General features: G+C 78.1%; 5 protein-coding genes. All 5 read left to right on the top strand.

Going from position 1 to position 13,396, the window contains the following annotated elements; translation table 11 throughout:
* The first annotated feature begins 174 nt into the window (after positions 1-174).
* Entirely contained in the window at positions 175-1,032 is an 858-nt protein-coding gene (locus AB0F18_RS35380) for a DUF4132 domain-containing protein (protein WP_362068388.1), read from the top strand.
* Positions 1,029-5,996: a DNA-binding protein gene (locus AB0F18_RS35375; RefSeq protein ID WP_362068385.1), complete on the top strand. Its 4,968-nt coding sequence runs from the start codon at positions 1,029-1,031 to the stop codon at positions 5,994-5,996. The genes AB0F18_RS35380 and AB0F18_RS35375 overlap by 4 nt, the downstream gene beginning before the upstream one ends.
* Positions 5,997-6,102: 106 nt before the next feature.
* Positions 6,103-7,257 (top strand): AAA family ATPase, encoded by a 1,155-nt coding sequence (locus AB0F18_RS35370; protein ID WP_362068382.1) that lies wholly within the window; start codon positions 6,103-6,105, stop codon positions 7,255-7,257.
* The gene (locus AB0F18_RS35365) at positions 7,254-11,432 is read left to right on the top strand and encodes a DUF5682 family protein (RefSeq protein ID WP_362068379.1); all 4,179 of its coding nucleotides are present in this window, start codon (positions 7,254-7,256) and stop codon (positions 11,430-11,432) included. Before AB0F18_RS35370 ends, AB0F18_RS35365 begins: the two co-directional genes overlap by 4 nt.
* Positions 11,432-13,396, top strand: a 1,965-nt coding sequence (locus AB0F18_RS35360) for a hypothetical protein (protein ID WP_362068376.1), incomplete at its 3' end; no start/stop codon positions are given. The genes AB0F18_RS35365 and AB0F18_RS35360, both read left to right, overlap by 1 nt.

Below are 13,396 nucleotides of genomic sequence, written 5' to 3'. Positions count from 1 at the left end.
CTGCCCCCGGTCCCACGGACCGGGGGCAGCGGCGTTTCCGTCCCGGGACGCACCCGCCACGCGGCGTTGTCAGTGGGGCTCGCTAGTCTCCCGACATACCGCAGCCCAGCAGGCGTTGGAGCCTTCCTCAGGGCTGCGCAAGACCGTTTTCGGACAGGCGGAGGGGCACGGCTGATGGCTTGGCTGGCGTTGGACGAGGGGTACGAGGTCTCCCTCGTGGAAGGGCGGGTCGCCGTACGGCGGCCCGCGGGGCGGCAGTTGAAGACGGTCCCCAAGGCGCTGCGCGACCATCCCGAGGTGGACCGGCTGCGCCGGCTCGCCGAGTGGCTCGACCGTCACGAGGCGGCCTGCGTGGCCCAGGTGGACGCCTGGATGGTCTCCTCGCTGCCGGTGCCGACCGCCCTGCTGGCCCGGGTCTGGCGCGACGAGGCCTGGCAGGCCGCCCTGCGCGACCTGGCCGTCGTCGGCGACGGCGACCCCGACGAGGCGGGCTTCCTGCGCGACGCCACCGACGCGGGCGAACTCAAGGTGGTCAACCTCGACGGCGAGACCGTACGCCTCTCCCCGCGCACGGTGACCCTGCCGCACCCGGTGCTGCTGCCCGACCTGGACGACGTACGGGAGTTCGCGGCCGAGCTGGACATCACCCAGCGCGTCGAGCAGATCCACCGGGCGACCTGGACGAAGCCCGAGGACCTCAAGGAATCCGCCACGGAGGTACGCGACTACGCGGGCGGGAAGTTCCCCTCCCGGTTCAGCCTCGCGGCCCGCGCCACCGGACTCGGCCACCGGGTCTCCGGCGGCTACGCCACCTGCCGGGTCCGCGACGGCGGCCGGGCGGTCGAGGCGGCCGTGTGGATCGGCGAGCCGTACTGGGAGGACGAGTCGGAGACCGGCGCCCTGAGCTGGCACGACGAGGAGGGCCGGGCCGTACGGCTCGGCGAGGTCGGGCCGGTGGCCTGGTCCGAGGGCATGCGGATGGCCGCGGCGCTGTACGCCGGGCGCAAGATCGAGGAGGGCGGGGACGCGTGAGCACCGACACGACCGAAGCACGGACCGGTACGGGAACCGGGGCGCGGACGGCGAGCGCCGAACTGCTCGCCGCCGGAGCGGTCCTGCCCGCCGGCACCGCCGACGCGGGCCCCGGGGCGGTCCCGCTGACCGCGCGGACGTACCGTCACCCGGCCCTCGGGGACGAGCGGGTCGTCGTCCGGCTCGCCGCGGCCGAGCTGGGTGCCGCCGAGGACCTCGCCGTCGGCTTCCTGGGCCTCGTACCGGACGGTGAGCCCGCCGTCGTCGGCCTCGGCCGCCGGCAGGCGCTCGGCTTCCCCGAGTGGGTGCTCGTGCACCACCCCGAGGACGGCCACCACGCCCTCGCCCTGGTCCCCGAGCTGGACCGGCTGGCCCGGCAGGCGAAGACCAAGCCCAAGGCCGCCCTCGACGCCTGCACCGAGCTGGCCGAGCGGCTCGCCGCCTCCCTGCCGCACTTCCTGCCCGTCTTCCAGGAGCAGGCCGCCCGGCTCTTCCTCGCCGTCGAGAACACCACCTACGCCGCCCAGCTGTTCGGCCGGGCCCGCGCCGCCGAGGCCCGCTACGGCCTGGCCGTCGACGAGGACCGCCTCGACGCCGTCTTCCTGGAGTTCGCCCTGGCCGGCGCCCTGCCCGTCAAGGTGCTCACCGGCTACGGCAAGGAGCTCGCCCAGCGGGTCTCCCCCGCCGAGGCCTTCACCCGCTTCCGCCGTCTGTGCGTACGCCGCACCGCGGGCGGACTCCCGCCGTCCGCGCAGGCCACGACCGAGCTGCGCCGCCTGGCCCGCGCGGCCGGGATGACCGGCAACGTGCCCGAGCAGGAGTACCTGGCCGAGCTGCTGCCGCTGCCGGCCACCCTGCGGGCGGCGGCAGGCTGGTGGAAGTCCCACCGCACCGCCCTCATCGCGCTGGCCAAGCGGGTGCCGTCCGTACGGGGAACCCTGCTCGGCATGGTGCCCGCAGGCACCGGCGAGGCGGGCGAACTGGCCGGGATGTGGCTGGAGGTCCTGGAGGAGTCGGGCGCCACCGCCGGACTGGCCGACGGCGGCCTGCCCGAGACCGAGCGCTCCCCCGACGGCACCGCCGGCTGGCTGGAGCGCTTCCACACCGCCCGGTACGCCGGCTGGGGCACCCCGCCCGCCGTGCCGGCGCTGCTCACGCTCGTCACCCGCTGCGCCGACCGGCTGCGCGCCGAACTCGCCCTGCCCGGACGTGAACAGGGCCTGCGCCTCGACCTGCAGGACGTGAACCTCCTCGACCTGCTGCTCTCCCTGGGCCTTCCGGTCGCCGCCCCCGAGGACGGCCCCGGGACCCTGATGGGCCTGGAGGGGTGGAGCCGGTCCGCCGAGCCGCGCGACCTGGTGGCGCTGTGCGCCGACGAGCGGCTGCGCCCCGCCTTCCTGCGCACCCTCAACCGGTTCAACAGCAACATGTCGGGGGGCCGCGAGACAGTGCGCCGGCTCGCCGTCACCCCCGGCAGCATCCCGCTCATCGCCGACTGGGTCCGCGAGGTGGCCGCCGAGTCCACCGCGTCGGCCCTGCCCGACCTGCCCGAGGCGATCCGGCGGCTGACCTGGCTGCCCGCCGAGGCCCTGGCGCTGGCCCCGCAGGAGGTGGCCAGAGCCGCCTCCGCCGACCTGGACGAGGTCCTCGCCCGCACCCTGCGCGGCGGCCTGTTCGAGGAACTGGTCTGGCCGGCCTGGGAGAGCGCCGTCCGCGAGCTGACGCCCGGCCGCGGCCGGGGCCACCTGACCGTGATGGACGCCTGGCCGTACGTCATCGTCGCCAACTCCACTCAGGTACGGGTCATCGACGCGGACTCCACCGTGCTCACTCACGACCTGCGGGCGCCCTCCCTCAACAACCGGCAGCTCGGCTTCCACTACACCGACGGCGACCTCCTCGTCTTCTGGGCCACCTACAACGGCCCCGTCGAGGGCTACTGGCTGAGCGCCCCCGACGACGTCCTCACCCTGGACTCCGCGGCCACGTACTGGTCGATGCGCTCCGGGCACGTATCCCTGCCGCTGCCGGGCGGCGGCCGCACCACGGGCCACGGCGTGCTGCACCGCGGCGACAGCCTGGTCCCGGCCGAACGGCCCGTCATCTCCGACGGGACCTCGTACTGGGCCTGGGACTCGGAGCGCGAACCGCACGGCCCGGGCTGGGCCGAGTACGACCCGGCCACCGGGGCGACGGGACGGCGCTCGATGCCGCGCTTCCTCGCCGACGCCCTGGAGGGCCACCCGGCCGGCAGCACCCTGCCCGACAACGTCGGCCAGAACTGGCTGCGGCCGGTGCCCGCCGTCGAGGGCTCCGTCCTGGGCGCGCCCGCCGACGGGCTGCAGGGCTGGCGTGCCGTGCGCGTGCCCGGCCACGGCTGGCACGGCTCCGACCCGGCGGGCGGCCGGGTCACCGTCCCCGAGGGCGGCTCCCTCCCGCGTGCGGCGGTCCGCCTGCCCGGTGACGAGCGGCCGCGCGCCGTGACGAGCGACTGGCGGACCCTGGCCCTCAGCGACCCCGAAGGGGCCGTCACCGCACGGGTCACCGCCGGTCACCACGGCGCCCCGCACGCCGCCGGCGACGCGGAACTCCCGCCGCTCACCTACTGGTACTGCCTGCGCCCCCGCGACCCCGAGGGCTCGGCCGCGCTGCGCACCCTGGACGCCGCGGCCGCCGGAGCGCTGCTGAAGGCGGCCGCGGAGGCGGAGAAGCGCGAGGAGCTGCCCGCGCTGGTGCGCTCCGCCCTGCCCGAGGTCAGCACCCCCGTCCTGATCGCCGGGGTGGTCGACGTGGTCCGCGCCGCGCTGGTCCAGCGCAAGGCACTGGCCAGGGTGGCGGAGTCGCTGACCGGCCGCCGCCCGGCGCCCGCGCCGCAGCCGCGCGCGGCCCGCGGCCCCTCCGACCGGCTGCTGGACGCCGCCCTGCAGGGGCTGACGGGCAACTCCTACCACCGCTACTACGGCGGCGATTCCGACGCGACGTTCGCGCTGCTGCGGACGCTGGGCAAGGCCACCGCCGACACCGCCGCCGAGGCGGTGCCCGGACGGGTGCACGTGGACGTGCCGAAGCTGGCGCAGTCCGCGTTCCCCTGGACGGGACCCTTCCTGGAGGCACCCGCCGCGGTCGCGTACCGCGCGGTCGTCACCGGCACCACCGAGGAGCAGCGGGCCGTGCTGTGCCGGATGCTGTCCGAGGTGGAGGCGCTGGGCCTGGCCTCGGCCGAGGCCTCCGCGGCCCGGTGGCGGCGCCTGAAGGTGCGCATCGACACCGGCCACCTGCTGGGCGCCGACGGCCGGGAGCGGGGCAAGGGCAGCCGGCACCGCGCGGTGGTGCCGCTCGGCGGCGGGGCGGTGCTCATGCTGAACGAGCAGACCCGGGAGTTCGAGCGGGGGCGCGAGTTCGACGCGCTGCTGCACGACCCGGCCGGCGCCTTCGCGGTGCCCGCGCCCTACACCGGCGCCGGCGAGGCGGTGACGGTCGGCGACCGCGAGCGCGGGGCCGGCTGGCTGGCGGCGTTCCTGAAGGAGGCCGCCGAGCGCGGCCCGGCGCCGTGGTTCCCGGAGGCGGCCGAGGAGTTCGGCCGGCTGACCGGCGTGTCGGCGGCCATGGCCCGTCTGGTGCTGGCGGGGCTGCCGTACCTGGACAGCCACGACCGCAATTTCCTGCCCGCCGAGCTGCGCGGGGTCCTCGGGGTCAAGGCGGCGGACGCGGCGCCCGCCCGCAACGACCTCAGGGACCTCTCCCCCGAGGTGCGGCGCGAGCTGGTCGCGGCGCTGCTGCCCGCCGACCCGGCGCGGCTGTGGACGCACGGCCCGGACGCGGAGGCCGCCGCGCGGGTGTGGAACCTGCGCGCGGGCCGCCGTACGCCGGTGCCCGAGTGGCTGCTCGCCGACGCCGCCAAGGAGGTCCGCGCGGCGTGGTCGGCGCACCGGGCCCTGCCCGCGCTGCTGGACGCGGCGGCGTCCCCGGTGCTGTCCGCCGACACCGCCTGGGCCGTCAAGGGGGACCGTGCCGAGCCCGTGGTCCCGGGCGGGCGCGCGTTCGACGCGGGCGTGTTCACGTCCTCGGTGGGCTTCGCGGCCTGGCTCGCGCACCGGCTGCCCGCCGGGCACCCCGTACGGTCCTGCCTGCCGCCGGCGCTGACGGCCGTACGGCAGCGGCTGGCCTCGCCGGACCTGCTGCTGAGCGTCGGGTCCTACGTGGGCCTGGCCGACTTCCGGAAGGCGGCCGGCACCCCGACCGAGACCACGGAGGGGTACGAGCGGTACGGCGCGGTGGTGCTGGCCACGCAGGACGGCCGCCCCCTGCCCGCGCTGCGCACCGCCCTGCTGGACTCGACCGGGTCCGACCCGTACCTGCCGCTGCTGCGCGGCACCGAACAGCTGCCCTCCGCGACGGAGACGGCACTGCGCCTGGCCCACGACCCGGCCTTCGCCGCACTGCTCGCCGACCCGGGGACCCCGGTGGCGGGCGCGGTGGACGCGGAGGGCACCTGGTGGCCGCAGGACCCGTCGCGGAGCGTGCCGGAGCTGGTGGCGGAGGTGTCCGCGGAGTACGGGCTCGGGGCCGACGCGGCCGCCCTGTACCTGGCGCTGCTCGCCATGCCCGACCCGACCGACCGCAACACGGCACGCTGGACGGGCTGGAAGCCGGCCCGGCTGAAGGCCGCCCGTGCGGAGCTGGCCGCCACCGACCTGGTGGTGTCGGCCACCCGTACCCGCGCGGGGCGCTCGCTGTTCCTGCCCGGCCCCTGGGCCGAGCCGGGGACGCCCGCGCTGCCGGTGGAGCAGTGGAAGCTGCCGATGTACGCCCTGGCCCCGGGCGGCCATCCGGTGCTGGGCGCGCTGGTGCCCGCCGAACCGGCGGCGGAGCTGTACCGCCGGGCGTGGGCGCGGGTCCGCGAGGGGGACGTCCCGCGCTTCGAGGAGCTCAAGGTGAAGCGCACCGCGGGCCGGCGCCGCTGAGCGCGGCCCGCCCGGCCCCGGTGGGGGCGCGTGCCGTGCGGCCGCGCCCCCGCCGGCCGGCCCCTGCCTCTTTCCGTACGTCCATCCAGAACACGAGGACTTCCCGATGACCGTCACCGAACAGTCCGCTCCCGCACGGCAGGTCATGCCCGCCGAGGAGCGGCACGCCGCCGAACTGGCCTTCCTCGCCGCCCAGGACACCGGGCCCCGCCCGCCGGGCTGGGCGCTGACCCCGCGCGCGGTGGTCACCTTCGTGTGCGGCAGCGAGGGCGAGGAGCTGGCCCTGCCCAAGCGGCGGGCCGGACTGCCGTCGAAGCTGGTGATCGCGCCGAAGTTCGTCGGCGAACGCGCCCTGGTGGAGCGCTGCGTGGTGACCCTGGCCGGGGAGCGCGGGCTGCTGCTCACGGGCGAGCCGGGCACCGCCAAGTCGATGCTGTCCGAGCTGCTGTCCGCCGCCGTGTGCGGCACCAGCGCGCTCACGGTGCAGGGCACGGCGGGCACCACCGAGGACGCCTTCCGGTACGGCTGGAACTACGCGCTGCTCCTCGCCCAGGGCCCGACCCCGCAGGCCCTGGTCGACTCCCCCGTGCTGGCGGCGATGCGCACGGGGCGGGTGGTGCGGGTGGAGGAGATCACCCGCTGTCTGCCCGAGGTGCAGGACGCGCTGGTGTCGATCCTGTCCGACCGGCGGGTGACCGTGCCCGAGCTGACGGCGACCGAGGACTCGGTGGTCTCGGCGGCCCCCGGCTTCACGGTCATCGCCACCGCGAACCTGCGTGACCGGGGCGTCTCGGAGATGTCGGCGGCGCTCAAGCGGCGCTTCAACTTCGAGACCGTCGGCCCGATCTCGGACCCGGACGCGGAGGCCGCGCTGATCCGCCGGCAGGCCGTCGCCGCCGTGGAGCGGGCCGGGGCGGCCTTCGGCGTGGACGACAGCGTGCTCGACGCGCTCGTCACCGTCTTCCGGGACCTGCGTTCGGGGCGCAGCGCCGAGGGCTGGGACGTGGAGCGGCCCGGTACGGTCATGTCCACGGCGGAGGCGGTGCAGGTGGCGGCCTCGCTGGGGGTCGCGGCCGCGTACCTGCCGGGCGGTGACGTGCTGGACCTGCTGCCCGGCCATCTGCTGGGCGTCGTCCGCAAGGACGACCCGGCCGACCACGGGCGGCTGCTGGGCTACTGGGACGGCCCGGTGCGCCGCCGGGCCGAGGACGGCTCGGCGATGTGGCGCCGGCTCTGGGACCTGCGCGGGAGCCTGCGTTGACGCTCACCGCTGATCCACGGGAGGCCGTGGCGGCCCTGGCCGCCTCGCGCACGCCGTACCTGCTGGGGGTACGCCACCACAGTCCCGCGCTGGCCGCGGTGGTCCCGGCGCTGCTGGACGCGGCGGACCCGGAGGTGGTCTGCGTGGAGCTGCCGGCCGACTTCCAGCCGTGGCTGGCCCACCTGGCCGACCCGGAGACGGTCGCCCCGGTGGCCCTGGCGGGCCTGGGACGGGAGGGCCGGCTGGCGTTCTACCCGTTCGCGGACTTCTCCCCGGAACTGGCGGCGGTCCGCTGGGCGCGTCAGCGGGGCGTGGAGGTCGTGTGCTGCGACCTCCCCCTCGGCGACCCGTCCTGGACCCCACCGCCCGCCGGCCCCGCCGGACCCGCTCCGGCCGGAACGCACCCCGGCACGGGCGGCGCCGACGGGAGCACCCCGGGCGGGATCCGTCCCGGCGCGAGCGTTGCCGGCGGGGCCGCTTTCGACGCGGCACGACCCGCTGCGGACGGCAGTGGCAGGGCCGTACCCGCCCAGGCGCGACCCGACGGGGACCCGGCCGCAACGGCCGTCCCGGGCCGGGCACTCCCCGGCACGGACCGCGTCGACGGGCCGGGCCCGGCTTCGGCGGAGGCGGCCGGGGCGGGGGCGGGACGCGGGCGTCGGTCGTACGCGGACGGGCTCGCCGCGTCCGGCACCGGGCGTGACGGGGACGACATGTGGGACCGGGCCGTGGAGGTCCTGGCGCCGGGCTGCTCCCCGGAGGCCGTTCGCCGCGCGGCGCTGGGCGTGGGCTGGGCCCTGCGCACGGACGCGGGCGCCGTCCCGGCGACGGACCTGGCGCGGGAGGCCCATATGCGCCGCGTCCTCACGGCGGCCGCCGAGGGCGGCCGCCGGGTGGCGGCGGTGATCGGCGCCTTCCACGCCCCGGCCCTGCTCGCGGACACTCCGGTACCGGCGCCGCGCAGCGGCGAGGGCGCGCCCGGCGCGGGCCCCGGCTCACCGGAGCGGACCGCCACCCGTACGAACGCCCCCGCTCCGCGGGCCGGGCAGCATGGGGGCCCGGGCACGGATGGGACCACTGGCCCGGAAGGCGACCCGCAAGCCGCCGCACCGGCGGCCGGGGCCGAAACGGGCGGCGAGGTCGTCACCTCCTTCGTGGCGTACTCGTACGATCTGCTCGACTCCCGCTCCGGGTACCCCGCGGGGATCCGGGATCCGTTGTGGCAGCAGGCCGTGTTCGAGGCGGGCGGGGATCCGGTGCGGCTGCGGGAGGCGGCTTCGGCGGCCGTCACGCGGCTGTGCCGGGAGCTGCGCCGGGACGGCCACACCGCCGGGACCGGGGAGGCCGCCGAGACGCTGCGGCTCGCCTGTGACCTCGCGGTGCTGCGCGGGCTGCCCGCGCCCGGCCGGGGGGAGCTGCTGGAGGCCGTCACCACGGTGCTCGGGCAGGGCGAACCCCTCGGCCGGGGGCGGGCGCTGGCCCGCGCCCTGGAGACCGTGTTCGTCGGCACGGCACGCGGCCGCACCACCCCGCACGCCCCGCGTTCCGGGCTCGGGCCCTCCGTGGAGGCGGAGCTGGTACAGCTGCGGCTGCCGTCCCCCGAGGACCCGGCGCCGCGCGAGGTGCGCCTCGACCCGCTGCGCTCGGACCTCGACGGGCGCCGCGAGGTGCTGCTCCAGCGCCTGCTGGTGTGCGGGGCCTCGTACGGCGAGCCCGTGAGCGTCGCCGCCACCGGCGACGGTACCGCCCTGGGGAGCAAGTGGCGGCTGTCCTGGACCCCTTCGGTTCCGGCCCGCCTCGACCTGGCGGGGGTGCGCGGCGTCACCGCCGCCCAGGCGGCCGCGGGCACGATGCGCGACATCGCACGCCGCGAGGCCGCCGAGGGAGGCCCGACGGCGGCGCAGGTACTGACCGGCCTGGCCGCCGCCGCGCGCTGCGACCTGCCCGAGCTGGTCGACGTACGCCTGGAGGAGGCGGCCGCCGTGCTGCCGGAGACCGCCGGGGTGGCGGAACTCCTGGAGGCCGTCGACCTGTTGGAGGGGCTGCGGCGCGGGCACCTGCCCGGCGCCTCCGCCGGTGCACGGGCCGCCGCCGAGGCGCTGGGCGGGGATCTTCTGGACACGGCCGTACGGTCGCTGCCCGGCCTCGCGGGCAGTGACGACCCCGCCGACGCGGCCGCCCTGGTGGCCCTCTCCGACCGGGCCGCCGCCCGCCGGCTGGGGCTGCGGATGGACGCCGCCCTGGCGGAACTCGCCGAGGGCGGGAGCCCGTTGATGCGGGGCGCGGCGCTGGCCGTACGGGTGCTGCTGGACCTGGATCCGGCGGACGGGCTCGGCGCCCGGGCCGCCGCCTGGGTGGACGGGGCCGCCACGGCCGAGGGCCGGCGCGCGCTGGCCCGCCGGCTCGCCGGGCTGCTCACCGCCGCCGGACCGCTGCTGGAGACCTCCCCGGCCGCGCTGACCCCGCTGCTGGACCGGGTGGACGGCCTGGCCGACGGGGCGTTCCTGGAGCGGCTGCCCGCGCTGCGCGCCGGGTTCGACGCGCTGTCGCCGGCCGCGCGGGACCGGCTGCTGGACACGGTGACGGAGCGGCTCGGCGACCGGCTGGACCTCACCCTCGACGCACCGCCCGCCCTGCTCGCCCTCTGGGCCGCCGCCGACGCGGCCGGCCTGGGCGCGCTGAAGGAACTCCCCCTGCCCGCACCTCCGGCGGAGCGGACGGCGACGCCCGCACCTCCGGCCGGTCCGACGGGCACGGCTGCGGAACCGGACGCACCCGGGCGAGCGGACCGGCCGCCGGGCACGCCCGCCGAAACGGTGACACCCGCGCACGCGGCACGGCCCACCGGCACGACGGCCGAAGCCGAGGTACCCGCGGAAGCGGCCGAGCCCACCGGCACGACGGCCGTACCCGCGTACGCGGCACAGCCCACCGGCATGACTGCCGAAGAGCCCGCGGACACGGCCGTCCGAGCCGTCGTGCCCGTCCTGTCGGCGCAGCCGGCGAGGGCGGCCGGCGGGGGCGTGGTGCCGTTCGGGGTGGCGGAGTCGGACGGTGGGCGGCGTCTGGCGGCCGGTGATCGGTGGCGGCTGCTGCTCGGGCGCCAGCGCGACCGGCTGCCGGCCGGCGCGCACCGCTACGCCCGTGCCCTCGACGAGCTGTACGGCGCCGGGCGCGGCGAGGGTTCCGGGGACCTGGGCCGGTCCGGTTCCGGCGGCGGGGACGGGGCGTCGTTCCCGACGGCCCGGGAGTGGTCGCAGGAACTGGAGTCGCTGTTCGGCGCCGACGTACGGGAGGAGGTGCTCGCCGACGCGGCGGGCGCGGGCCGTACCGACGTGCTCGCCCAGCTCGACCCGGCGTCCGTGCGGCCCTCCGTGGAACTGCTGACCTCCGTGCTGTCGCTGGCCGGCGGGATGCCCGAGCAGCAGCTCGCCCGGCTGCGACCGCTGGTGAAGCGGCTGGTGGACGAGCTGGCGAAGGAGCTGGCCAACCGGATGCGCCCGGCCCTGTCGGGCCTGTCCACCCCGCGCCCGACCCGCCGCCCCGGCGGCCGGCTCGACCTGGCGCGCACCCTGCGGGCCAATCTGGCGCACACCCGCCGCCTCGACGACGGCCGCGTGGTCGTGGTCCCGGAGCGTCCCGTCTTCCACACCCGCACGTCCCGCGAGGCGGACTGGCGGCTGATCCTGGTGGTGGACGTCTCCGGCTCGATGGAGGCGTCGGTGGTCTGGTCGGCGCTGACGGCGGCCGTGCTGGGCGGGGTCCCGACCCTGTCCACGCACTTCCTGGCCTTCTCCACGCAGGTCGTGGACCTCACCGGCCGGGTCGCCGACCCGCTCTCGCTGCTGCTGGAGGTCCGGGTCGGCGGCGGTACGCACATCGCGGCGGGCCTCGCGCACGCCCGTTCGCTGATCACGGTGCCGAGCCGCACCCTGGTCGTCGTGGTCAGCGACTTCGAGGAGGGCGGCCCGGTCGGCGGCCTCCTCGCGGAGGTCCGCGCGCTGGCCGCGTCCGGCGCCCATCTGCTGGGCTGCGCCGCGCTCGACGACTCCGGCACGCCCCGGTACTCGGTCCCGGTGGCGCGGCAGCTCGTCGCGGCCGGGATGCCGGTGGCCGCGCTCAGCCCTCTCGCCCTCGCCCGCTGGGTGGGCGACCGACTCCGTGGGGAGCTCTGATGACCAGCCCGCTGTTGCCGCCCGTCGCCGCCGAGGTGGTGGCGGAGGCCGTGGAGAACCTGAGCGCCCGGCTGCGCAAGAAGCTCGACGCCGCCGTCGAGGGCTGCCGGGACGCCGCGGTGGCCGGGCCGGACGGGGACGTCACCGTCGGGTTCGGCGAGGACGCGGTGGTCACGCTCCGGCCGGGGCCCGCGGGGACGCTCACGGAGGCCGGCCAGGCGGTCTGCACCTGCCTCCTGGCCCCTCGCTGCCTGCACCGCGCGGCGGTCCTGGCCGCTGCCCCGCTGGCGGACCCGTCGCCCTGGCCGGACGAGGCGGAGGAAGCCCCGCCCGAGCCGGAGGCCGAGCCGGCCCACCCGCACACCGCGCCCGGCACCGAGAACCCGCCGGCCGGTATGGACCCGGCCCCCGCGCCCGGCACCCCGACGGGAACGGCTCCCACGCCGGACCCGGCCCAGGACGGCAGCACGGCCGCCCCCGCAAGGAAGACCGCCGCGGGAACGGCTTCCACCCCGGCCGGGGAGACCGCCGCGTCCGCCGGCACCGGCGCCGCCGCGGGCGCGGCCGACGCCCCCCGCGGGGCGGCTGCCGCCACCGGAGCCGAGAACGGCAGCGATGCGCAGACCACGGGCGGGACCCATGCCGTCGGCGGGAGCGCCGCGGCCCGGCCCGGTGCCACCGCCCCGGCCGGGCGCATCGGCAGTGGCGCGGCCCCCAGTGGGGCCAGTGCCGCCAGAGGCAGGGCCGGCGGCGGAGCCGGGTCCGCCGCCGAAGGCAGGGCCGCCGCAAGTGGCGGTACCGCCGCCGGAGCCGGGTCCGCCGCGAGTGGCGCGGCCGACGCAAGTGGCAAGGCCGACGCAAGTGGCAGGGCCGACGGCGCGGGCTCCCGGCCCACGGCCGCTCAGGTGCGGGCCGGGGGTTCCCTCTGGGTGGCTGCCGCCGAGGCGTTGGCCGCCGGGGTCGGTGCCGGAGGTGCCGTGGTGCAGGCCGAGCTGCTGCGGGCCGCGCACACCGCGCGGGTCGCCGGGCTGCCCGGTGCCGAGGCCGCCGCCCTGCGGGTGGTGCGGGGGCTGCGGGCCGCCCGGGAGCGCAGTGCCGGGCAGCGGCTGACCGACCTGGCCGCCGCCTTCGAGGTGCTGCTGCGCACCTCCGCGCTGCTGGCGGCCGGGACGGGCGGTCCCGGGCTGACCGGGAGCGGCCGCCGCGCCTACGGGGCCGGGGGCAGCCTGGCGGTCCACGGCCTGTGCCGGGAACCCGTGCTGACCGCGACCGGCTACGGCGGCGTGGTCACCCACCTCCTCGGCGCGGACGGCGTCCCCTACACGCTCTCGGACGTCCGCCCCGGCGGCCTCGCCCGCGCCCGGGGTGCGGGGGCCGCCTCCGTGGCCCTCGGCGGGGGCGCCCTCGACCACGCCGCGCTCGCGCGCGGAGGCCTGCGCATCGCGGGCGCGACGGTCTCCGCCGACGGGCGGCTCGGCGCCGGACGCGGGGTCCGGGCCACACCCCTGCCGGGTGTCTCCTGGGACCGGGCCCCGCTCGCCGCGCTGTTCGCCCGCCCCGCGGCCGAGGCCGTCGCCGCCATGCTGGCACAGGACGCCGAACCGGGCCTGCTGGGCTGTGCGGTCCGGGTCGAGGGCGCGGCCGGCGACCACGTCCTCGTACGGGAGCTGTCGCCCGACGGCACGGTACGGGTGGACGCGCCGCTGCTCCGGCTGTTCCCGGCGCACCCGCACCCGGAGCTGGCGCACACCGCGAACCTGCGCCGCCTGGCCGGATGGCCGGGGCTGGCGGTACGGGTCGTGGGGCGGCCGGACCCGGACCGGGCGGCCGTGCTGCGGCCGCTCGCGGTGGGGCCGGTGCCCGGGGCGGGGTACACGCTGCGGCTGCCGCCCGAGTGGCGGGACCGGGCCGACCTCGGCTACGACCGCCTCCAGCAGCCGGCGCACCCGCCACAGGGGCGAGTC

Source organism: Streptomyces sp. NPDC029216, assembly GCF_040648015.1.
In the GTDB taxonomy this organism is placed as follows: Bacteria; Actinomycetota; Actinomycetes; order Streptomycetales; family Streptomycetaceae; genus Streptomyces.
This window is presented reverse-complemented; position numbering and strand designations above follow the sequence as displayed.